This window comes from Bradyrhizobium sp. LTSP857 (genome assembly GCF_000938285.1).
In the GTDB taxonomy this organism is placed as follows: Bacteria; Pseudomonadota; Alphaproteobacteria; order Rhizobiales; family Xanthobacteraceae; genus Bradyrhizobium.
This window is the reverse complement of the sequence record NZ_JYMS01000025.1, coordinates 94,479-116,749: the sequence shown is the minus strand read 5'-3', so window position 1 is coordinate 116,749 and position 22,271 is coordinate 94,479. Positions and strand designations below refer to the sequence as shown.

The window sequence follows — 22,271 nt, the reverse complement described above, 5'->3', positions numbered from 1 at the left end:
GCGCGAAATCGATCCTTCGCAATTGCGTCAGCTTCGCTCGGTCTTGTTTTTGGCGGCGCGATCCGAGGCCGCGGTCTCGCCACCGCCGACACTCATCCGATTGAGGGATAGCCGCATGCCCTGCGTCGGTGCCGGCGGGCGCTTGGAACTCAGCGTGCGCGAATTCACACCCATCCAGGAAATCTCGGACGACAAGCGGCCATATTCGATTTTTGGGCACCGGTTCATCACCACCTTGATGCCGGCCGCTTCGGCCTTTTCTGCCGCCGCATCGTCACGCGCCCCCAGTTGCATCCAGATCACCTTCGGCAGCGGATCGAGCGTCAGGGCTTCCTCGACCACGGGCATGATGTGGCTGGAGTTGCGGAAGATGTCGATCATGTCGATGGGACGGGCGATATCGGAGAGCGATGCGACGAATGGCTTTCCGAGCAGGTCCTTGCCGACATGGCCCGGATTGACCGGGATCATGTCGTAGCCGCGCTGCGCCAGATATTTGAACGCAAAATAGCTCGGCCGCACATTTTGCGGCGAGGCGCCGACCATTGCGATCGACTTCACGCTGTTGAGGATGCCGCGGATGTAATTGTCGGGATAGGAGTCGTGGTTCATCTGTCGTCTTTTCTTGTTGTCATTGCGAGCGAAGCGAAGCAATCCAGACTGTCACCGCGGAGGAATCCTGGATTGCTTCGCTTCGCTCGCAATGACGGGAGTCACTCATCCCGCCATGTCGGCGTGCGCTTCTCGATGAAGGCGCCGATGCCTTCCTCGGCGTCGCGCGCCATCATGTTCTCGGTCATCACCTCTGCCGCATAGCGATAGGCATCGGCAAGGCTCATCTCGGCCTGGCGGTAGAATGCTTCCTTGCCGAGCTTGATGGTGTAGGCCGATTTCAGCGCGACCTGCTGCGCGAGCTCAATCGCGGCGTCGCGCTCGGTGCCGGCGGCGACCACGCGATTGACGAGGCCGATCTCACGGGCACGTGCGGCCGAGACCGGTTCGCCCGTCAGCAGCATCTCCATCGCCTGCTTGCGCGGCACGTTGCGCGACAACGCCACCATCGGTGTCGAGCAGAACAGGCCGATGTCGACGCCGGGCGTGGCAAAACTCGCCGCTTCTGAGGCGATCGCGAGGTCGCAGCTCGCCACGAGCTGGCAGCCGGCCGCGGTCGCGATGCCCTGGACGGCCGCAACCACGGGTTTTGGCAGATGCACGATCGCCTGCATCATCGCGCTGCAAGCGTTCATCATCTCAGCAAAGAAGGCGCGGCCGCGATCGGGATCGCTGCGGCGTGCCGTTAGCTCCTTCATGTCGTGGCCGGCGGAGAAGGCGGGGCCATTAGCCGCGATCACCACGCCGCGGATCGCCTTGTCGTCGCGGATCTCATTGAGCTCGGCATGCAGGCTTGCGATCATCGCCTCCGACAGGCTGTTGCGGGCGGCCGGGCGGTTGAGCGTCAGGACCGCGATGCTGCCGATTGTCTCGCGCAACAGGATTGGCGGTTGCGGGGAGGGGGCGCGGGCTGCCTGGGCGGACATTGAAGCGTTTCCGGTTGGATTATTGCACTTGGATGACGCAGATGGATGATGCAGATAACCTAATGTAACAGGCGACGTGAAGCGAGGGTGAGGCGTGGTATGGCGTTAGCGAAAATGAGCGTGGCGGAGCTCGAGCAGTTTCTCCGCGACGAGTTTCCCCAGGCCTTCAGCGGCGACGACATCACGATCGAGAGCGCGGATGGCCAGACCTGCCTCCTGCGCCAGCGCTACGGCGAAAAGATGCTGCGGCCCGGCGGAACCGTGTCGGGCCCAACGCTGATGGCACTGGCCGATTTCGCGATGTACGTGGTGCTGCTGTCGGCGATCGGGCCGATCGGGCTCGCGGTCACCACCAATCTCAACATCAATTTCCTGCGCAAGGGCCAGCCCGGGCAGGACGTGCTGGCGGAGGCGCGGCTTCTCAAGCTCGGCAAGCGCCTGGCGGTCGGGGAGGTGAACCTGTTGTCCGGGACCTCGCCCGATCCGATCGCTCATGTCACATCGACCTATTCCATTCCAAATGTTTGAGCTTTTTGCGGGTATTATAGCACCATAATTTTAAGATACTGATTTCGCTTGTATATTTTACGCTCTGGGGCATTGACCGTTACGCGCCACTTCTTTAGAAAACCGCGCAGTCCGGTGCGGTGTTCGCGCCGATATCTCCCCGTCCACGGAAACTCCGATATGAAAACCTTTTCGGCAAAGCCGGCTGAGGTGACGAAGAAGTGGGTGCTGATCGACGCCAAGGGTCTGGTCGTCGGCCGCCTCGCCACCATCGTCGCCATGCGCCTGCGCGGCAAGCATCTCCCGACCTACACGCCTCACGTTGATTGCGGCGACAACATCATCATCATCAACGCGCAGCATGCGGTCCTCACCGGTCGCAAGCGCGAGCAGAAGACCTATTACAAGCACACCGGCTATGTCGGCCACGTCAAGGAGCGCACCGCGCGCCAGATCCTCGAAGGCAAGCATCCCGAGCGCGTGCTCGAGAAGGCCGTCGAGCGCATGATCCCCCGTGGTCCGCTCGGTCGCGTCCAGATGGGCAACCTCCGCGTTTACGGCGGCGCCGATCATCCGCACGAGGCCCAGACGCCCGAGAAGATCGACATCGCCAAGTTGAACCGCAAGAACACGAGGGCCGCATAACCATGGCCGAATCCATTCAGTCGCTCGACCAGCTCTCGCAGCTCAAGACCGCGGCGCCCGATGCGCCCAAGCACGAGAAGAAGGTCGACAAGTTCAACCGCGCCTACGCCACCGGCAAGCGCAAGGACGCGGTCGCCCGCGTCTGGATCAAGCCGGGTGCCGGCAAGGTCACGGTCAACGCGCGCGAGGTCGAGGTCTATTTCGCTCGTCCCGTGCTGCGCATGATGATCGAGCAGCCGTTCTCCGTGGCCGCGCGTTCCGGCCAGTACGACGTGATCTGCACCGTTGCCGGCGGCGGTCTGTCCGGCCAGGCTGGCGCCGTCCGTCACGGCATCTCCAAGGCGCTGACCTATTTCGAGCCGGAGCTGCGTACCGTGCTCAAGAAGGGCGGCTTCCTCACCCGCGACTCGCGCGTGGTCGAGCGCAAGAAGTACGGCAAGGCCAAGGCCCGCCGGTCCTTCCAGTTCTCGAAGCGTTAATCGCTTCGGTCACATTCGCCGCGAAAGCGGCTTCAATGAAATGCAAAAGGGCGCTGATTTCAGCGCCCTTTTTGTTGTTCGTTTGTACGCAAATTGATGACGAGTTTCCCGAAAACTTGGCCTCGCGTGAAAACCTCAATGGAACTCGCCGGACATAGCGTCGCATCTGGAAGGGCGCGCAAGTCGGATGTGCCGATCGCGTAACTGCTATGTTCAAGAGGGGGCCGACATGATGTCGCTCGATAGCATCACGCTCTATTTGGTCGCCACCATGGTTGCCGCATTGCTCGGCGCCATGATGGTATTTTTCGGCAGGCAGGAGAACAGTCCCGCGCTGAAATGGTGGGGCACCGCATATCTCCTTGGCGCAGCGTCTGTCGCGCTATGGACGGCGACCGGCGACAAGCTCGGCCCGCACCTTTATCTCGCGCTGAATGCGGTGGGCTTCGTCGCCTGCGGTATGGTTTGGAATGCGGCGCGCGTCTTCCACGGCCGCAAGCCGAACTGGCCCGGTCTCGTGCTCGGCGCGCTCGCCTGGGCCGCGACCGTGACGCTGCTTGATCCTGCCGCGTCCATGCTGCGCATGATCATCGGCGCCGGCATCGTCTCGGTCTACGCGGCGCTGACCGCGAGCGAGCTCTGGGTCGAGCGGCGCAAGAGCCTGCAACGGCGCTGGCCGGCCTTCGTGGTGCCGGTGATGCACGGCTGCGTGCTGATGCTGCCGATCCTGCTCGGCAGCTTCCTGCGCCCGAACGATGCCGGCTTCTCCGGCAGCGTCTGGGTCACCGTGTTCGCGGTCGAGCTCGTGCTTTATGCAGTCGGCACCGTGTTCGTGATCTTCATGCTGGTGTCGGAGCGCACCGTCACCGCGCACCGCACGGCCGCATCCACCGATCCCCTGACCGGCATGCTCAACCGACGCGGCTTCTCCGAGGCCTGCGCGCGGATGATCGAGCGCGAGGCCAAGGGCGGCCGTCCGGTTACCGTGATGATCTTCGACATCGACCACTTCAAGTCGATCAACGATCGCTTCGGCCATCCCGCCGGTGACGAGATGCTGAAATTGTTCTCGACCGTCGTCGTCAGCAATCTGCGCATCTCGGACCTGTCGGGCCGCATCGGCGGCGAAGAGTTCGCGGCCTTGTTGCCGTGCTCGCTGGAGGAAGGCGTGCTGGTCGCCGAGCGCGTGCGCGAGGCGTTCGAGACCTCCGGCGTCGTGGTCGAGGAAGGCGCGGTCGACACCACCGTCAGCATCGGCGTGTCCGGCGGGCCGGCCGGCACCGAGCTCGAGGTGCTGCTGGCTTCGGCCGACACCGCGCTCTATCAGGCCAAGCGCGGCGGCCGCAACCGCGTCGAGGCGGCGGAGGAGCTGCCGCTGTCGCTGGAGAACTGGCGCCGCCAGAGCGCCGCGCGGATCGGTGTGCCCAAGACACCATCCAAGGCAGAGCCGGTCACGGCCTGAGACGCAAGAGGCCTTCAAGGGGCCTTGCGGTAATCCTCTGTTTACCATTCGGTTCCTACCATTGCGGTCATGGAATCGATCCGTCGACAGAACCCGCAGGCTACCCTGATGTCGCTCGAAGCCGCTGCGGCCTCGGCACGCGGCGGTTTCGCCTGTTTGTTCTCGACCGCGGACGAATACGAGACCGCTGTCATCACCGAGCGCCGCGCGCAGGGGCGCTACACGCAGAGCCGCAGCTATTGGCCGCTCGCGCTGTTTGTCGGTTGCGCGCTCGTCATCGCTGGCATGGTCCTGCTGTTCGCCTGAGAGCGCCGCGTTTTAGGCCGGCCAGGGCGCCGTTCAGGCGCCTTTTTCTTTGTCCCCGGCTGCGGTAGACACGCCCATCAAACAAGAAGGGTGGAAACGATGGTCACCGAGATCGCGCAAATCGACATCAAGCCGGGCAGCGAGAAGGATTTTGAGGCGGCTGTCGCCAAGGCCAAGGCCGCCTTCGGCCGCTCCAAGGGCTTTCACGGCTTCGAGCTGCACAAGTCGATCGAGAAGCCGCAGCGCTACCGGCTGATGGTGAAGTGGGAGACGCTGGAAAATCACACCGTTGATTTCCGCGGCTCGGAGAACTTTGCCGAATGGCGCGGCCTCGTCGGCCAGTATTTTGCCTCGCCCCCCGAGGTCGAGCACACCGAGACCGTGCTGGCGACCTGAGGGCTATCAGGCTACCTCGGCCAGCGGTGGCGCTTCATACGTCTTGAAATGGTCGATCACGACCTTGGCGATGGCGACCAATGGCAGCGCCAGCGCCAGGCCCCAGATTCCGAAGACGACGCCGAGCAGGATCTGGAACGCGAACAGCGTGGCCGGCGGAATGTCCAGCGCCTGGCGCTGGAGGACCGGCGTCAGCACGTAGCTCTCCATGGCGTGCACGCCGAGGAACAGGATGAACGCGGAGAGCGTCGGGATCCAGCCCGAGGCGAGGCTCGCCAGCACCACGATGACGCCGGCGATGATGGCGCCGACGGTCGGGATGAAAGCGAGCAATCCGGCCTGGATTCCCAGGATGAACGAGCCTGGGATGCCGATGATGGCGAGCCCGATCCACGTCACCACGCCGACCGCGAGCATGACGATGATCTGCGCGATCAGCCAGCGCTCCAGCGTTTCGCCGATGCGGTCGATGATGAGAGCGGCGCGGGTGCGATGCCGGGCCGGCGCGAGGAACAACAGGCCGTCGTGATAGATGCCGGGCTGGGCGGCAAAGGCCAGCCCCAGAAACAGCACGATGAAGACGTTGCCGACGGCGCTGATCGCGCCGAACAGCAGCTTGAAGGTCTGGCTCACGATCGCGCCGCCGCTGGAGGCCAGCGCACCGGCACCCGGCAACTGGCCATGCGCGGCAGGGCTCGGCGAGGGCGCCGGTTCTGCGTTGGTGGAGGCGGCGGGCGCGGCGTTGCCGAGATCGAAGAAGCTGGTGTCGATGCCGCGGCTGTCGAGGAAGGATTTGACGTGTGCAATCTGCGATTTGATGGTGTTGCTGAGCAGCGAAGCCTGCTCGGCGATGGTGGCACCGCCGAGATAGGCGACGCCCGCGAGCATCAGGGCCAGCGCGACACAGACGATCGCAAGTCGCGCCGGATGCGGCAGGTGAACGCGACGGCCCAGTGCATTGGTCAGCGCGTTGAGCCCGACGCCCAGCAGCATCCCGGCGAAGATCAGGAGCAGGGTGGCGGCAAAATACCAGGTGAAGACCAGCATGGCGCTGAACAGCACGACGCCGATGCCCCCAACCGAAATTGCCCAAGCCTGATCCCGAGCCAGATCGGTGCGGGTCCGGGGCCGTTCATCTACGGGATTCGTCACTTCATTTCCTTTTCGGAGGGCGGGAGCCACTCTTTCGTGAAATCCTGCGGGGGAGCAAGCCGCCGGTTTGACGCGTCCGCGACCTCCTGGAGCCAACGCCGGCCAGGTGAAGGAGTGCCATCGTTGCCCCCCGATGGCCATTTGCGCGAAATAGCATTGCCGTCCCGCGATCCCTTCTGTTGAATTTGTTCCGTCCGAGGGGCATGTTTGGAGAATCTTCTTACGGGGGAGGTCTGAACGGGAGATGAGAAAGCCGGTCGTCGGCGTGATCGGGAACGCCCATCGCGTCGAAAATCGATTTCAGGTCCAGATGGTCGGCGAGCGTAATCTGCGCGCCGTGGCCGAGGTTTCCGGCGGCCTGCCGGTGATGTTCGCGGGCTCGCCCGACATCACCGATATCGGCGCGCTGCTCGATGCCGTCGACGGCATCGTGCTCACCGGTGCTCGCGCCAACGTCCATCCGACCCGCTTCAACGTCGATCCCTGCGAAAAGCACGAGCCCTATGACATCCACCGCGACGAGGTCGCGCTGGCGCTGTCGGTGGCCTGCGTTGCCCGCGGCATTCCGCTGTTCGGCATCTGCCGCGGCCTTCAGGAGATGAACGTCGCCTTCGGCGGCTCGCTGCATCCCGAAATCCGCGAAATCCCGGGCCGCATCAACCACCGCATGCCGCGGCTCGAGAATGGCGAGATCCATCCCGATCCGACCGTGGTATTCGCCGACCGCCACGACGTCGACCTCACGCCCGGCGGAGCGTTCGCAAGGCTGCTCGGCTGCGAGAAGATCAGGGTCAATTCGCTGCACGGCCAGGGTATCCTGGACCCCGGCAAGCGCGTGCTGATCGAAGGTGTCGCCGAAGACGGTACCATCGAGGCGATCCGCATCGCCGAGGCCCCGACCTTCGCGCTCGGCGTCCAATGGCACGCCGAATACGATCCACAGCAAAATCCCATCAACCGAAAGCTGTTCGAGGCGTTCGGCGAAGCTCTGACCGAGCGGCAGCGCGCGATCGCGTAGGCGGCCCATCCTACGACGACCCCGAAAACGAAAAGGCGCCCCTCGCGGAGCGCCTTTTGCTTGTCGCGTAAAGTTCGGAGGCCTTAGCCCGAATAGTACATGTCGAACTCGACCGGGTGCGGGGTCATTTCGAAGCGGGCGACTTCGGTCATCTTCAGCTCGATGTAAGCGTCGATGAAGTCGTCGTCGAACACGCCGCCGGCCTTGAGGAAGGCGCGGTCCTTGTCGAGGTTTTCGAGCGCCTCGCGCAAGCTGCCGCACACCGTCGGGATCAGCTTCAACTCTTCCTTCGGCAGATCGTAGAGGTCCTTGTCCATCGCCGGACCCGGATCGATCTTGTTCTTGATGCCGTCGAGACCAGCCATCAGCATCGCTGCGAAGCCGAGATAGGGATTGGCGAGCGGATCGGGGAAGCGCACCTCGACACGCTTGGCCTTCGGGTTCGCCGTGTAGGGGATGCGGCAGGAGGCCGAGCGGTTACGCGCGGAGTAGGCGAGCAGCACGGGGGCCTCATAGCCCGGGACCAGACGCTTGTAGGAGTTGGTCGACGGGTTGGTGAAGGCGTTGATCGCCTTGGCATGCTTGATGATGCCGCCGATGTAGTTGAGGCAGGTCTCCGAGAGGTCGGCATATTTGTTGCCGGCGAACACCGGCTTGCCGTCCTTCCAGATCGACTGATGCACGTGCATGCCCGAGCCGTTGTCGCCATAGACCGGCTTCGGCATGAAGGTGGCGGTCTTGCCGTAGATGTGCGCGACCTGGTGGATGCAGTATTTGTAGATCTGCAAATGGTCGGCCATCAGAGTCAGCGTGTCGAACTTCATGCCGAGCTCGTGCTGGGCGGAAGCGACCTCGTGGTGATGCTTCTCGACCTTGACGCCCATCTTGGCCATGGCGCCGAGCATCTCCGAGCGCATGTCCTGCACGGAGTCCTGCGGCGGAACGGGGAAGTAGCCACCCTTGGTGCGGATGCGGTGGCCGAGATTGCCGCCCTCATATTCGGTGTCGGTGTTGCTCGGCAGCTCCGAGGAGTCGAGCCGGAAGCCGGTGTTGTAGGGGCCGGAGGAGAAGCGCACGTCGTCGAACACGAAGAACTCGGCCTCGGGGCCGACGAAGACGGTGTCGCCCACGCCCATCGACTTCACCATGGCTTCCGCCTTCTTGGCGATGCCGCGGGGGTCGCGGTTGTAGGGCTCGCCCGTGGTCGGCTCGAGCACGTCGCAGGTGATGACCATGGTGGTCTCGGCGAAGAACGGGTCGATCGTCGCGGTCACCGGATCGGGCATCAGGCACATGTCGGACTCGTTGATCGCCTTCCAGCCGGCGATCGAGGAGCCGTCGAACATCGTCCCTTCGGCGAAAATGTCGTCATCGATCATGCTGACGTCGAACGTCACATGCTGCCACTTGCCGCGCGGATCGGTGAAGCGCAGGTCGACGTATTTGACGTCGTTGTCCTTGATCGATTTCAGGACGTCTTTGGCGGTCTTCATGCATACCCCTTTTGGCTCTGCGGGTCGGTTTCCAGATGAGCAAAATTATTCTCGCTTTCGGCGAGTTTTGCGCGACCGCATAAACGAAATCAGGCCGCCGAAGCAGCCTTATTTCTTCTCAGAGTGTCGCAAAGGGCGGGATAGCACCCGGCTCAGATAGCGTCCAGCCCGGATTCGCCGGTTCGGATGCGGATCGCCTCTTCGATATTGGAGACGAAAATCTTGCCGTCACCGATGCGCCCGGTCTGCGCGGCGCGGCGGATCGCGTCGATGGCGCGCTCGACCAGGTCGTCGCCGATCACGATCTCGATCTTCACTTTGGGCAGGAAGTCGACGATGTATTCTGCGCCGCGGTAGAGCTCGGCATGACCCTTCTGGCGGCCAAAACCCTTGGCTTCGGTGACGGTGATGCCTTGCAGGCCGACTTCCTGAAGCGCTTCCTTCACCTCGTCGAGCTTGAACGGCTTGATGATGGCTTCGATTTTCTTCACTGCGCGCCTCCCGGCCTTTCGAACAAATAGCAACGTCTTCGTCAGGATGCGCTTTTCTCACGCACGGACTTGTCTTCGCTGTCCCGGGTCGCCTGACCGGCCCGGCGACGGCCGGCCACACCTAGATAATGCCAGTGAGCACGACGAACCGAAGCGGCTTCCTCGAAAGCAGGGTCTATGCCAAGTTGCAAATGCCCTGATTATTGGAGCGTTATCAGCCTTTTAACGAGCATCTCTGATAGGTGGAGCCGACCGGCCCAAAATAGCGAAGACTACGAAATAGGCAAACGGTCAATGCGTGTGCAGGTCGCCGTTCCCTGTATGGATCGGCACGGAAGATGCCTGTTGAAGAGGCGTTTGTACTAGGGAAGTGGCATGGAAGTTCTGACCAACGCTGAAATGCAGCGGGCCGACCAGCTCTCGATCGCGGCCGGCACGCCCGGCTTCAAGCTGATGATGAGCGCGGGCCAGGCGGTCGCGGAAGCTGCGAACGCGCTGGTGGAGGAGGGGCCGATCCTGATCGTGGCTGGACCCGGCAACAATGGCGGCGACGGTTTTGTCGCAGCCGCCGAGCTCGCTGCCCAGGGCCGCGAGGTCTCGGTGATCCTGATGTGCGAGCGCGACCAGCTCCAGGGCGACGCGGCCTCCGCCGCGCGCGGCTGGAAGCATCCGGTGCTGCCGTTCAATCCGCAGGCGATCGGCAAGCCCGCGCTGATCATCGATGCGCTGTTTGGCGCCGGCCTGAGCCGTCCGGTCGACGGCGAAGCGCGTGCGATGATCGAGGCGGTCAACACCAACGGCGCGCCGGTGCTTGCGGTTGACCTGCCGAGCGGCATCAACGGCACCAGCGCGGCCGTGCTCGGCGTGGCGGTGAATGCCACCGAGACCGTCACCTTCTTCCGCAAGAAGCCGGCGCATCTTCTGTTGCCGGGCCGGATGCATTGCGGCCGCGTGCGTGTTGCCGATATCGGCATCGAGAGCCAGGTGCTCGATGAGATCAGGCCGCAGATCTTCGAGAACGATCCGGATTTCTGGGGCGCAGCCTTTCCGGTGCCGCGCATCGACGGCCATAAATACGCGCGAGGCCACGTGCTGGCGGTCTCCGGTGATGCAGCCGCGACCGGTGCGGCGAGGCTCGCCGCGCGCGGCGCGTTGCGCGCCGGTGCGGGTCTGGTGACGCTGGCGAGCCCACGCGATGCGCTAGCGATCAATGCGGCCGCGCTGACGGCTGTGATGGTTCGTCCCGTCGATACCGCGGTCGAGTTCGCCGAACTGCTCGGCGACAAGCGCTACAACACCTGCATGATCGGCCCCGGGACAGGCATCGGCGATCGCACTTGCGACTTCGTCCACACGGCGCTTAACGCGCAGCGGCATCTGGTGCTCGATGCGGATGGGCTGACGAGCTTTGCCGCGAACCCCGAGCGCTTGTTTGAATCGATCAAGTCGTCGCAGGACAATGCGGTGGTGCTGACGCCGCACGAGGGCGAGTTCCCGCGCCTGTTCTCGGACCTCAGCAACAAATATCCGGGCCGCTCAAAGCTCGAGCGCGTGCGCGCCGCGGCTGAGCGCTCCGGCGCGGTCGTGCTCCTGAAGGGCCCTGACACCACGATCGCAGCCCCCGACGGCCGCGCCACCATCGCCGCCAACGCGCCGCCTTGGCTCGCCACCGCCGGCGCCGGCGACGTGCTCGCCGGCATCATCGCAGGGCTGTTGGCGCAAGGCGTGCCGGCATTCGAGGCCGCCAGCATCGGCGTCTGGATGCATGGCGAGGCGGCTAACGAAGCCGGCCCCGGATTGATCGCGGAAGACCTGACCGAGACGCTGCCGGCCGTGCACCGGCGGGTTTATGGTGTGCTGGGGGTGGAATACTGAGCGCTCACTCCACCGCGTACCAGCGCACCAGCCGCGGCGCGGCCCAGTCGGTCACGACGGATTCGATCAGCCATCGTCCCGGTGAAGTGGCCGCGAAGGCGATCCGCTGGATCTGGCCGGGCTCGATTGCGAGCGTGTCGAGCCAGTAGGGCTTCCAGCCATCGTCGAGGCGGTCGAGCAGGCGGAAATGGTGGCCGTGCAGGTGGAAGACGTTGGTGACCGGCCCTGGGTTCTTCACGGCCAGCACGACAGTGCGGCCGGTCTTGGCGCGAAAGGCCGGTTCGGAGGCGGTGGAGAAGGTTCCAGACCGGGTCCAACCGACGTCGGGGGCGCCGAGCGCGACATCGAACCGCAGGGCACCTCTCAGATCGAGCTTCTCGGGTAGGCCGTTCGAAGGGAGCGGCTGCGGCGGTACCAGCGGCGCAGGTCGCTCCCGTGCGCCGGAGACGACAAGGCGCCCGATCGAGCGTGCTTCCTTGCCGTCATGCAGAACGAACGCCGCCGAGGTGGCCGTATCCACAAAGGCGTCGGCACGGGCGCCCGGGGCCAACACCAGGGCGCCATTGCGGGCCGGGAAGGGCTCGGCCGGCTGTCCGTCCAGGGCCATCACCCGGACCTCGTGGCTTTCCAATTTGATCGCCAGAACAGAACGTTGGGAGCCGTTGATGAAGCGCAGCCGCAGCCGCTCATTGGCCGCGGCTGAGAGTTCGAATGAAGTCTGTCCGTTCAGGGTAAAGAGCGGGGTCGTATCCTTGGGGTCACGGCCCGGCGGAAGCGCGGTTCCGTCCGGCCGCAGGCGCCATTCCTCGATCAGCAGGACCTCGTCACGGTCGGTGGCGACGCGGCTGGTCTCCTCGGCGATGATCGGAAGTGGCCGCGCGGGCTGCTTGAGGCCATCCTCGAAGAGGCGGAAGTCCGCGAGGAGAGTTCCGGCGTTTGGTATTGAAATAAGTGATGTTTCAGTCGCGTCAGGCGCGATGGGCGCGCGGCCCCGCAGCGGGTCGGCCGCCGCCGCGCCATTGGTGCCGTACCAGACTGGCGCAAGTGGCACAGGTAGGTCGTTCCGAAATACCACTTCGCAACGGTCGCCGCGCTTGAGATGGACGCCCCTGGTATGGCTTACGGCGGCCAGCTCCCAGATTGGTGTAGCCGGCTGACCCGGCCTGAGACCCAGCATTGCCGGTCTTGCCAGAAGGGCGAGCTGGGCGGTCGCGGCCGGTGCCGTGGCGCCGCCGCCAAGCAGGCCCGCGGCCGAGGCCGCCAGGCCGGCCAAAACCTCACGTCGGGACGGGCCAAAAATCCGCGGTTTCATGGCTCGATCCGGACCACGCCGCGCTGGATAAGTCCAGCCGCCACGCCTACTTCAGGTGGGCGTCCACACGGCCATTTTTTTGCTGCGAACAGGCGGGCACATGCTATAAGCCCGCCGCCCGCGGCATCGCGGCCGGTCTTGATGCAAATTTACGCGGGCGTGGCGGAACTGGTAGACGCGCTGGATTTAGGTTCCAGTGACGAAAGTTGTGGGGGTTCGAGTCCCTCCGCCCGCACCAAGCGCTTTCAGCGTTTGCACGGATTACTGACGGGCCTGCCCCTTGCGGATGTTTTTCCGTTTGGGGCCGGGTCCGGTGAACCCACCGGCGCAGGGGGCATTGGCCTCGCGCGCCGGATCGATTGATGACAGCGTCCCGACGCATGCGTGCCGGGACCGAACGAGAAGAAGATTGGACGCCATGCAGGTCACAGAAACCCTCTCGGAAGGATTGAAGCACGAGTTCAAGATCAGCGTTCCCGCGTCTGATCTCGACGCCAAGGCTGGCGCCAAGCTCGTCGACCTCAAGGACAAGGTCCGTATCAACGGCTTCCGTCCCGGCAAGGTGCCGGTCGGCCACCTGAAGAAGGTCTATGGCCGTTCGGTGATGGCCGAGACCATCGACCAGACCATTCGTGACACCAACACGCAGCTGTTCTCCGAGCGCGGCTTCCGCCTCGCGACCGAGCCGAAGATCACGATGCCGACCGAGCAGGCCGAGGTCGAGGAGCTGCTCAACGGCAAGTCCGATCTGACCTACACGGTCGCGATCGAGGTGGTGCCGGCAATCGCGCTCGCAGACTTCAAGGCCTTCCAGGTCGAGAAGCCCGTTGCTGACGTCTCCGACACCGATGTCGACGAGGCGATCAAGCGCATCGCCGATTCGAACCGCGGCTACGCGGCGAAGGATGAGGGAGCGAAGGCCGAATCCGGCGATCGCGTCACCATCAACTTCAAGGGCACCATCAACGGCGAAGTCTTCGAGGGCGGTACCGGCGAAGGCATCCAGGTCGTGATCGGCTCCAACACCTTCATCCCCGGCTTCGAGGAGCAGCTCACCGGCATCGGCGCAGGCGAGACCCGGACGCTGAAGGTGGCGTTCCCCAAGAACTACATGAACGACAAGCTCGCCGGCCAGCCGGCCGAGTTCGAGACCACCGCGACGACGATCGAGGCGCCGCAGGACCTCACGATCGACGACGAGTTCGCCAAGACGCTTGGCCTGGAATCGCTCGACAAGCTCAAGGAAGCCGCGCGCGAGCGGCTGGCCGCCGAGTTTGCGGGCACGACGCGCCAGCGCGTCAAGCGCGCGCTGCTCGACCAGCTCGACGAGGCGCATCGCTTCGAGGCACCGCCGTCGCTCGTCGACGAGGAGTTCAATCTGATGTGGAACTCGGTCAAGGCCGAGATGGACTCCGCGGCCAAGACCTTTGCCGACGAGGACACCACTGAAGACGCCGCCAAGGAAGAGTACCGCAAGATCGCCGACCGCCGCGTGCGCCTCGGCCTCGTGCTCTCGGAGATCGGCGAGAAGAACAAGATCACCGTGACCGACGACGAGGTCGGCCGCGCCGTGATCGAGCGCGCCCGCTCGATGCCGGGCCGCGAGAAGGAAGTCTGGGACTATTACCGCAGCAACGCCCAAGCGTTGGCCCAGCTTCGTGCTCCGATCTATGAGGACAAGGTCGTCGACTTCATCCTCGAGCTCGCCAACGTGACCGAAAAGAAGGTCTCGCGCGAGGAGCTCTACAAGGACGACGAGGCGGAAAAGACCGCCGCCTGAAGGCTTTGAGAAAGCCTTCTATTAAGGATGATCAGTGGAGGGGGCCAAGCTAGCCAGGTGGCCGGCTGGGCCTCTTTGCACGAATCAGCTTCAACTGCCGCGTGGACTAAGCCTTAATTCGATCCGCACTTGTCTGGCGCGAATTGGGCTATATCTGTCGCTCCACCCTTTACCCAACTTCCTGCATCACGGGACGTCCATCAGCCTTCCGGCCAAGATACTGGCAGCCAAGAGTGGCGATGTCCGCGTCCGAAAAACCTAGGTGACTCATGCGCGATCCGGTTGAAACCTACATGAACCTCGTGCCCATGGTGGTCGAGCAGACCAACCGTGGCGAGCGCGCCTACGACATCTTCTCGCGCCTGTTGAAGGAGCGCATCATCTTCCTGACCGGGCCGGTCGAGGACGGCATGTCGACGCTGATCGTCGCGCAGCTCCTGTTCCTTGAGGCGGAAAATCCGAAGAAGGAAATCTCGATGTACATCAACTCGCCGGGCGGCGTGGTGACGTCGGGCCTCGCCATCTACGACACCATGCAGTTCATTCGCCCGCCGGTCTCGACGCTGTGCACGGGGCAGGCGGCCTCGATGGGTTCGCTGCTGCTCGCCGCTGGCGAGAAGGACATGCGCTTCTCGCTGCCGAACGCGCGCATCATGGTGCATCAGCCCTCAGGCGGCTTCCAGGGCCAGGCCACCGACATCATGCTTCATGCGCAGGAAATCCTGAACCTGAAGAAGCGGCTCAACGAGATCTACGTCAAGCACACCGGCCAGACCTACAAGGCGATCGAGGACGCGCTGGAACGCGACAAGTTCCTCACCGCGGCCGACGCCAAGGAGTTTGGTCTGGTCGACAAGGTCATCGACAAGCGCGCCGAGGAGCCGGCGGCGAAGCCCCAGTAACGCGACCGGGGCAGCAACATCGATTCCTGGAATATCTCTTGGGGATTCTCTGGGATCGTCAGGGCGACGTTGACGTTAACGGCGCACTTCGCGCGGGCGCAAAATGCAATTTTGCGCCCTGCGACAGGCAGAAAGTTCCGCTTTCGTGCTTGTTTTTCGTGGCAATCCAGCAACGCCGGGGTGATTTCGGTCACTTCGCCCGTGCCAAGACCTGAAATCACGGTATTGTCACGGGTAGCCGGCGGCCTCCCGATTAGCGAATTCTTGATAGTCGGGTGACAGCATGGTTGGCTACGATTGATCGGCTAAGATCGCGGAGAATCGAGTGACCGTGATTCGCACGGGATGTAACGCGTAGGGTCTTTTTTGGTACGGAATTTGCTCTATTTGAGTCCTATGCCGGACGATGTGTCGGGATGGGGCGATCGAGCGGACGAGACGAACCGCGGACGGAGACATGAATGAGTAAGGTCGGCACGAGCGACTCCAAGAACACGCTATATTGCTCGTTCTGCGGCAAGAGCCAGCACGAAGTCCGCAAACTGATCGCGGGTCCCACGGTCTTCATCTGCGACGAGTGCGTCGAGCTCTGCATGGACATCATCCGCGAGGAGAACAAATCCTCGCTGGTCAAGTCGCGCGACGGCATTCCGACGCCGAAGGAAATCTGCAAGGTGCTGGATGACTACGTCATCGGCCAGAGCCATGCGAAGAAGGTCCTGTCGGTCGCGGTGCACAATCACTACAAGCGCCTCAACCACCAGACCAAGCACAACGACGTCGAACTCGCGAAGTCGAACATCCTGCTGATCGGTCCGACCGGCTCGGGCAAGACGCTGCTCGCGCAGACTCTCGCCCGCATCCTGGACGTGCCGTTCACGATGGCCGATGCGACCACGCTGACCGAAGCCGGCTATGTCGGCGAGGACGTCGAGAACATCATCCTGAAGCTGCTCCAGTCCGCCGACTACAACGTCGAGCGCGCCCAGCGCGGCATCGTCTATATCGACGAAATCGACAAGATCAGCCGCAAGTCCGACAACCCCTCGATCACGCGCGACGTGTCGGGTGAGGGCGTGCAGCAGGCGCTGTTGAAGATCATGGAAGGCACGGTGGCTTCGGTCCCGCCGCAGGGCGGCCGCAAGCATCCGCAGCAGGAGTTCCTGCAAGTGGATACCACCAACATCCTGTTCATCTGCGGTGGTGCGTTCTCGGGCCTGGAGAAGATCATCTCGGCGCGTGGACGTTCGACCTCGATCGGTTTCGCCGCCCAGGTGCTGGCGCCGGAAGACCGCCGCACCGGCGAAATCTTCCGTCACGTCGAGCCCGAGGATCTCCTGAAGTACGGCCTGATCCCCGAATTCGTCGGCCGTCTGCCGGTCGTGGCGACGCTCGAGGATCTCGACGAAGCTTCGCTCAAGAAGATCCTGGTCGAGCCGAAGAATGCGCTGGTGAAACAGTACCAGCGTCTGTTCGAGATGGAGAACATCGAGCTGACCTTCGCCGACGAGGCGCTTGGCGCGGTTGCCCGCAGGGCGATCGAGCGCAAGACCGGCGCGCGCGGATTGCGCTCCATCCTTGAGGCGATCCTGCTCGAAACCATGTTCGACCTGCCGGGCCTCGAAGGTGTGGAAGAAGTCGTGATTTCCCGCGAAGTCGTGGAAGGCACGGCGCGTCCGCTCTACATCTACGCCGATCGGTCCGATCGCGCCGTCGAGAACGCCAGCGCCTAAATTGCGGCGCTGGAACGCTCCAATCGTCCCATCAAGTCAAGGCTGCGGAATGTACCTCCGCAGCCGGTGTTGCGTCGCTTATCCGCGTGCGTAAGCGCCTGATGGCGCGCGTCTTTCAATGACTTGACACCCCCCGGGTCGATAGCCACCTAATGTCGGCGGCGAGCGAAAATTCTCTTCAAGATTCGCCTCAGTTCCGATCCGGCAAGCCCGGTCCAACCTGCGAATGGTAGGCCGGTTTTGTGGATCAATTCGGCACCTTGTGGCGGTTGCGCATGAGAAGCGGACTGCGTGCGAGGGGGTAAAGCAAAAGGAAAAGGCCATGACTAATCCCAAACCCCGGCCAACCATTGTCCATGGCGAGACGCACGCTTATCCCGTGTTGCCGCTGCGCGATATCGTCGTCTTTCCGCACATGATCGTTCCGCTCTTCGTCGGTCGCGAGAAGTCGATCCGCGCGCTCGAAGAGGTGATGAAGAACGACGCGCTGATCATGCTCGCGACGCAGAAGAACGCGTCCGACGATGATCCGGCGCCCGATTCCATTTACGAGACCGGTACGCTTGCCAGCGTGCTCCAGCTCTTGAAGCTTCCCGACGGCACCGTGAAGGTGCTGGTCGAAGGGCTCGAGCGTGCGCGCGTGGAGAAGTACACCGATCGCGCCGAGTATTACGAAGCCACCGCAATTGCGCTCGCCGACACCGATGCGAAGTCGGTCGAGGCGGAAGCACTGTCGCGCTCCGTCGTGTCCGATTTCGAGAGCTATGTGAAGCTCAACAAGAAGATCTCGGCCGAGGTCGTCGGCGTCGTGCAGGCGATCACCGATTTCGCCAAGCTCGCCGACACTGTCGCGTCGCATCTCGCCGTCAAGATCGCGGATCGCCAGGGCATCCTGGAGACGCTGTCGGTCACGCAGCGCCTGGAGAAGGTGCTGGGCCTGATGGAGAGCGAGATCTCGGTGCTCCAAGTCGAGAAGCGCATCCGCTCGCGCGTCAAGCGCCAGATGGAGAAGACCCAGCGCGAGTACTATCTCAACGAGCAGATGAAGGCGATCCAGAAGGAGCTCGGCGACGACGACGGTCGCGACGAGCTCGCCGATCTCGAAGAGAAGATCTCCAAGACCAAGCTCTCCAAGGAAGCCCGCGAGAAGGCGCAGCACGAACTGAAGAAGTTGCGCCAGATGTCGCCGATGTCCGCGGAAGCGACCGTCGTGCGCAACTATCTGGATTGGCTGCTGTCGATCCCGTGGAACAAGAAGTCCAAGGTGAAGAAGGATCTGGAAGCCGCGCAGGCGGTTCTGGATGCCGATCACTACGGGCTCGAGAAGGTCAAGGACCGCATCGTCGAGTATCTCGCGGTTCAGACCCGTGCCAACAAGCTGACCGGACCGATCCTGTGCCTGGTCGGCCCTCCCGGCGTCGGCAAGACCTCGCTTGGCAAGTCGATCGCGAAGGCGACGGGACGCGAGTTCGTGCGCGTCTCGCTCGGCGGCGTGCGCGACGAGGCCGAGATCCGCGGTCACCGCCGCACCTATATCGGCTCGATGCCCGGCAAGATCATCCAGTCGATGCGGAAGGCCAAGTCGTCCAATCCGCTGTTCCTGCTGGACGAGATCGACAAGATGGGCGCCGATTTCCGCGGCGATCCGTCCTCGGCGCTGCTCGAGGTTCTTGATCCCGAGCAGAACGCGACCTTCAACGACCACTATCTCGAGGTCGACTACGATCTGTCCAACGTGATGTTCATCACGACCGCGAATACGCTCAATATTCCGGGCCCGCTGATGGACCGCATGGAGATCATCCGGATCGCGGGCTACACCGAGAACGAGAAGGTGGAGATCGCGCGCAAGCATCTGATCCCGAACGCGGTGACCAAGCACGGCCTGGACTCCAAGGAGTTCTCGATCGACGACGACGCGTTGCTGCTTTTGATCCGCCGCTACACCCGCGAAGCGGGCGTGCGTAATCTGGAGCGTGAGCTTTCGACACTCGCCCGCAAGGTGGTGAAGGAGCTGATGATCTCCAAGAAGAAGTCGGTCAAGATCACCGAGAAGACCCTCGAAGAGCTTCTGGGCGTGCCGAAGTATCGCTACGGCGAGATCGAGAGCGAGCCGCAGATCGGCATTGTCACCGGCCTTGCCTGGACCGATGTCGGCGGCGAGCTGCTGACCATCGAAGGCGTCATGATGCCCGGCAAGGGCAAGATGACGGTCACGGGCAATCTACGCGACGTGATGAAGGAATCGATCTCGGCGGCGGCGTCCTATGTCCGCTCGCGCGCGATCGTCTACGGCATCGAGCCGCCGCTGTTCGATCGCCGCGACATCCACGTGCACGTGCCGGAAGGCGCAACGCCGAAGGACGGTCCGTCCGCGGGCGTGGCAATGGCCACCGCGATCATCTCGGTCATGACCGGCATTCCGGTTCGCCACGATGTCGCGATGACCGGCGAGATCACGCTGCGCGGCCGCGTGCTGCCGATCGGCGGCCTGAAGGAGAAGCTGCTCGCCGCTGCCCGCGGCGGCATCAAGACGGTGTTGATCCCCGAGGACAACGCCAAGGATCTCACGGAGATTTCCGATGCGATCAAGGGTGGCATGGAGATCATCCCGGTCTCGCGTCTGGACGACGTCGTCGCCCGCGCGCTGGTCAAGAAGCCGGTGCCGATCGTCTGGGAAGAGGACACCAAGGTGACGGTGAAGCCGGATGGCGATGAAGCCGCCGGCGGTCTGACCGCTCACTGATGAGATCGCACGCGACATGATAAAGCGGCGCCTTCGGGCGCCGTTTTTGTTTTGAGGCAGTTCTTGTCTGGAGAACAGGGCCATGCAGATCGACGGGCAATGCCATTGCGGGAAGATCAGCTACGCCGCCGAGATCGACCCTGAGACGGTCTCGGTGTGCCATTGCCGGGACTGCCAGGCTCTGACGGGCTCGCCGTTCCGGGTGACGGCGATCTGTACAGGTGCCGCGATCCGGCTGACGGGCGGGAGGCCAAAGGTCTACGGCAAGCGTGGCGACAATGGCCGGATGCGCTTCCAGCATTTTTGCGGCGACTGCGGTTCCCCGCTGTTCACCAGCGGCGAGGGCGAGCAGGCCGACGATTGGGGCATCCGCTGGGGCAGTATCAACCAGCGCGACGCTTTGCGTCCCGCGAGGCAGATCTGGTGCCAGTCGGCGGCGGTCTGGATCGACGCGATGCCGGTGCTGCCGGGGAGGCCACAGGATTGACGTTCCGGACTTGCCCCTCAGGGGCGGGTAGGGATAAAGAGGCGGCGAGGGGCGGTTAGCTCAGCTGGTTAGAGCATCTCGTTTACACCGAGAGGGTCCGCGGTTCGAATCCGTGACCGCCCACCAGCGCCTTGTCCAACGGAGCCTTGAGGCTCAGTTGCAGACTTCGATCGGCGATCCATTGTCGCGACACGGCGTAGTAGACGACGGCCACCTCGGCCTCGCGCGCCTCTGTCAGCATTTGATCAGGCTTTGTTCGCATCGCACGAGAAGCCCTACAGCAGGCCCCACCGCAGGGTCTTCTTTCCTCGCAGCGGGAAGGCTGTCATCGAATCGAGGAATTATGTCGGCGCCACCTTCGCGATCGAGAAGGTGACGACCGTGCTCGCCGCCGCTGCGCAGCGCTTCGACGTGTAACTCCCGCCTGATGTCAGGCTGTCTTGGTGAACATCGTCAGGACACCGTCGGCGATGTTGATCGCGACGACTTGTGACGAGTTCAAGCCTTTGGCCTTGAGTACGGACGCTGCCTGCGGCGTGGCGTCGATAGACTTCCGAAGCGACTGGATGTCTTGATCGCTTGTCTGCGCCACGATTTCATCGACTTTTGCTCGCACCGCCGGCTGCAATTCCTTGACATCGACAACCTGTATGCTCCGTATCACTGTTTTGGACTGATCGGACGAGGACTCTGCGCCGGGTTGCGAAGATGCTCCCTGTGCATGCACGAAAGCCGGCGTTCCGAGGGAGAGAGCTGCAACGATGACGGATGCTGTGAAGCTGCGCATGGTCATGCCTTTCCAGTTTGAGGAATGGGGAAAGCTATCGACCAAATCTGGTTGGCATCTGATTCTGATGTGGCCGTTCGGTGAAACCAATGCGGCGCACGCGCGGCGCCGGCTCTGGTGATGTTCCGTCAACCGTCGATCTTGCCCTGAAGTCGACGCGATGAACGAGACAGGATGCAGTCATATGACGTGTCGTCTGGACAATATTGGAGAGGAATGAATAATGGGCAGCACTACCGGCCACGAACCCAATGCCGACCAGATCGCCTATTGGAACGGACCCAGCGGACAGCGCTGGGCCGACCGCCACGCGGCGCAGGAGAGGCTGCTCGGACCGATCGCCGACGTTCTGATCGATCGCGCCAAGCCGAAGCCGGGCGAGCGTGTGATCGATGTCGGCTGCGGCTCCGGCGCGACGACGGTCGCGTTTGCGAAGGCGGTGGCGCCGAACGGATTTGCGCTCGGCCTCGATGTCTCCGACCCCATGCTGTCGCAGGCGCGCGCGATGGCGCCAAAGGGCCTGCCGCTCGATTTCGTGCTGGCGGATGCGACGGTCCATCCGTTCGAGCCGGCGAGCTTTGATCTCCTGGCCTCGCGCTTTGGCGTCATGTTCTTCGCCGATCCGATTGCCTCCTTCACCAACCTCCGTCGTGCGCTCAAGCCGTCGGGACGGCTGGCGTTTGCCTGCTGGCGCGAGCCGAAGGAAAATCCCTGGATGATGACGCCGCTGATGGCGGTCTACAAACACGTCCCCAAGATGCCGCCGGTCGGACCGGAGGAGCCGGGCCCGTTCGCCTTCGCATCCGAAGAGCGTGTGATGCGCATCCTCAAAGGCGCCGGCTTCGTCGACGTCGCGATGGAGCCGCACAATCTCGCGATGGATATCGCGATCGGCGGCGGCCTTGATGCCGCCGTCGACGGCTCGCTCCAGATCGGCCCCGCCAGCCGCGCGCTGCAAGGCCATCCGCCGGAGACCCATGAGGCCGCCAAAGCCTCGATCCGCGAGACGCTCGCGCCATTCCTCAAGGGGCAGTCGGTCGCGTTGCAAGGCGCGATCTGGATCGTGACGGCGAAGGCGGCGTAAGGGCGATTGCTGTGGTGTAAGTCGGTACCACACGCTCAGTGTCGTCCCGGCGAAGGCCGGGACCCATAACCACAGGGA

At 63.4% G+C, this 22,271-nt stretch carries 22 protein-coding genes and 2 tRNA genes; 17 read left to right on the top strand and 7 right to left on the bottom strand.

All coding sequences use genetic code 11. The annotated features are described in order from the left end of the window. Positions 1 to 27 precede the first annotated feature (27 nt). Positions 28 to 612, bottom strand: coding sequence for a CoA-binding protein (locus tag UP06_RS13965; protein ID WP_045003150.1), 585 nt, complete (start codon positions 610 to 612; stop codon positions 28 to 30). A 101-nt stretch (positions 613 to 713) separates the two neighbouring features. Continuing rightward, positions 714 to 1,538, bottom strand: a complete 825-nt coding sequence (locus UP06_RS13960) for an enoyl-CoA hydratase (RefSeq protein ID WP_045003149.1) — start codon at positions 1,536 to 1,538, stop codon at positions 714 to 716. 99 nt (positions 1,539 to 1,637) lie between these two features. On the opposite strand from UP06_RS13960, the gene UP06_RS13955 reads away from it, so the two are divergent. The 6 genes from UP06_RS13955 (at position 1,638) to UP06_RS13930 (ending at position 5,333) form a co-directional block, all read left to right on the top strand. Next, positions 1,638 to 2,066 (top strand): PaaI family thioesterase, encoded by a 429-nt coding sequence (locus UP06_RS13955; RefSeq protein ID WP_045003148.1) that lies wholly within the window; start codon positions 1,638 to 1,640, stop codon positions 2,064 to 2,066. Between the two features lie 159 nt (positions 2,067 to 2,225). Further along, the gene (rplM, locus tag UP06_RS13950; protein ID WP_018455120.1) at positions 2,226 to 2,690 is read left to right on the top strand and encodes a 50S ribosomal protein L13; all 465 of its coding nucleotides are present in this window, start codon (positions 2,226 to 2,228) and stop codon (positions 2,688 to 2,690) included. A gap of 2 nt (positions 2,691 to 2,692) precedes the next feature. After that, the gene (rpsI, locus tag UP06_RS13945; RefSeq protein WP_045003147.1) at positions 2,693 to 3,169 is read left to right on the top strand and encodes a 30S ribosomal protein S9; all 477 of its coding nucleotides are present in this window, start codon (positions 2,693 to 2,695) and stop codon (positions 3,167 to 3,169) included. Between the two features lie 229 nt (positions 3,170 to 3,398). Beyond that, entirely contained in the window at positions 3,399 to 4,631 is a 1,233-nt protein-coding gene (locus UP06_RS13940) for a GGDEF domain-containing protein (RefSeq protein ID WP_045003146.1), read from the top strand. Positions 4,632 to 4,700: 69 nt separating this feature from the next. Further along, positions 4,701 to 4,937 carry a hypothetical protein gene (locus UP06_RS13935; RefSeq protein ID WP_045003145.1) on the top strand — a complete coding sequence of 79 codons (237 nt, stop codon included), beginning with the start codon at positions 4,701 to 4,703 and terminating at the stop codon, positions 4,935 to 4,937. 99 nt (positions 4,938 to 5,036) lie between these two features. Further along, positions 5,037 to 5,333: an antibiotic biosynthesis monooxygenase family protein gene (locus tag UP06_RS13930; protein WP_045003144.1), complete on the top strand. Its 297-nt coding sequence runs from the start codon at positions 5,037 to 5,039 to the stop codon at positions 5,331 to 5,333. A gap of 6 nt (positions 5,334 to 5,339) precedes the next feature. Here UP06_RS13930 and UP06_RS13925 read toward each other — a convergent pair whose 3' ends face one another. Next, positions 5,340 to 6,485, bottom strand: a complete 1,146-nt coding sequence (locus UP06_RS13925) for an AI-2E family transporter (RefSeq protein ID WP_045003143.1) — start codon at positions 6,483 to 6,485, stop codon at positions 5,340 to 5,342. 244 nt (positions 6,486 to 6,729) lie between these two features. Here UP06_RS13925 and UP06_RS13920 point away from each other — a divergent pair, with 244 nt between their 5' ends. Further along, positions 6,730 to 7,503, top strand: coding sequence for a gamma-glutamyl-gamma-aminobutyrate hydrolase family protein (locus tag UP06_RS13920; RefSeq protein WP_045003142.1), 774 nt, complete (start codon positions 6,730 to 6,732; stop codon positions 7,501 to 7,503). A gap of 83 nt (positions 7,504 to 7,586) precedes the next feature. On the opposite strand, the gene glnA is transcribed toward UP06_RS13920, so the two are convergent. Continuing rightward, on the bottom strand, positions 7,587 to 8,996 hold the full coding sequence (gene glnA, locus UP06_RS13915) for a type I glutamate--ammonia ligase (protein ID WP_045003141.1): 1,410 nt from the start codon (positions 8,994 to 8,996) through the stop codon (positions 7,587 to 7,589). Positions 8,997 to 9,148: 152 nt separating this feature from the next. Further along, a complete protein-coding gene (locus UP06_RS13910) occupies positions 9,149 to 9,487 on the bottom strand; it encodes a P-II family nitrogen regulator (protein ID WP_007603495.1) in 339 nt (112 codons plus the stop codon). 375 nt (positions 9,488 to 9,862) lie between these two features. Here UP06_RS13910 and UP06_RS13905 point away from each other — a divergent pair, with 375 nt between their 5' ends. Next, complete coding sequence (locus tag UP06_RS13905) at positions 9,863 to 11,362, top strand: bifunctional ADP-dependent NAD(P)H-hydrate dehydratase/NAD(P)H-hydrate epimerase (RefSeq protein ID WP_045003140.1); 1,500 nt, start codon at positions 9,863 to 9,865, stop codon at positions 11,360 to 11,362. A gap of 4 nt (positions 11,363 to 11,366) precedes the next feature. Here the strand turns inward: UP06_RS13905 and UP06_RS13900 are convergent, their stop codons facing one another. Beyond that, positions 11,367 to 12,674: a multicopper oxidase family protein gene (locus UP06_RS13900; RefSeq protein ID WP_045003139.1), complete on the bottom strand. Its 1,308-nt coding sequence runs from the start codon at positions 12,672 to 12,674 to the stop codon at positions 11,367 to 11,369. Between the two features lie 153 nt (positions 12,675 to 12,827). On the opposite strand from UP06_RS13900, the gene UP06_RS13895 reads away from it, so the two are divergent. The 8 genes from UP06_RS13895 (at position 12,828) to UP06_RS40760 (ending at position 20,739) form a co-directional block, all read left to right on the top strand. Beyond that, positions 12,828 to 12,912 (top strand) — tRNA-Leu (locus UP06_RS13895). 180 nt (positions 12,913 to 13,092) lie between these two features. After that, the gene (gene tig / locus UP06_RS13890) at positions 13,093 to 14,454 is read left to right on the top strand and encodes a trigger factor (protein WP_045003138.1); all 1,362 of its coding nucleotides are present in this window, start codon (positions 13,093 to 13,095) and stop codon (positions 14,452 to 14,454) included. A 269-nt stretch (positions 14,455 to 14,723) separates the two neighbouring features. After that, positions 14,724 to 15,356: an ATP-dependent Clp protease proteolytic subunit gene (locus UP06_RS13885; RefSeq protein ID WP_045003137.1), complete on the top strand. Its 633-nt coding sequence runs from the start codon at positions 14,724 to 14,726 to the stop codon at positions 15,354 to 15,356. A gap of 461 nt (positions 15,357 to 15,817) precedes the next feature. Further along, entirely contained in the window at positions 15,818 to 17,089 is a 1,272-nt protein-coding gene (gene clpX / locus UP06_RS13880) for an ATP-dependent Clp protease ATP-binding subunit ClpX (RefSeq protein ID WP_045003136.1), read from the top strand. Positions 17,090 to 17,411: 322 nt separating this feature from the next. Next, positions 17,412 to 19,835, top strand: a complete 2,424-nt coding sequence (gene lon, locus UP06_RS13875; protein WP_045003135.1) for an endopeptidase La — start codon at positions 17,412 to 17,414, stop codon at positions 19,833 to 19,835. Between the two features lie 82 nt (positions 19,836 to 19,917). Next, entirely contained in the window at positions 19,918 to 20,322 is a 405-nt protein-coding gene (locus UP06_RS13870; protein ID WP_045003134.1) for a GFA family protein, read from the top strand. Between the two features lie 49 nt (positions 20,323 to 20,371). Further along, a tRNA-Val gene (locus UP06_RS13865) sits at positions 20,372 to 20,448 on the top strand. Between the two features lie 126 nt (positions 20,449 to 20,574). Then, a complete protein-coding gene (locus tag UP06_RS40760) occupies positions 20,575 to 20,739 on the top strand; it encodes a hypothetical protein (protein ID WP_156162956.1) in 165 nt (54 codons plus the stop codon). A 13-nt stretch (positions 20,740 to 20,752) separates the two neighbouring features. On the opposite strand, the gene UP06_RS13860 is transcribed toward UP06_RS40760, so the two are convergent. Further along, a complete protein-coding gene (locus tag UP06_RS13860; RefSeq protein WP_050031614.1) occupies positions 20,753 to 21,115 on the bottom strand; it encodes a hypothetical protein in 363 nt (120 codons plus the stop codon). A gap of 217 nt (positions 21,116 to 21,332) precedes the next feature. On the opposite strand from UP06_RS13860, the gene UP06_RS13855 reads away from it, so the two are divergent. After that, positions 21,333 to 22,193: a class I SAM-dependent methyltransferase gene (locus tag UP06_RS13855; RefSeq protein ID WP_045003133.1), complete on the top strand. Its 861-nt coding sequence runs from the start codon at positions 21,333 to 21,335 to the stop codon at positions 22,191 to 22,193. The last annotated feature ends 78 nt before the right edge of the window (positions 22,194 to 22,271 follow it).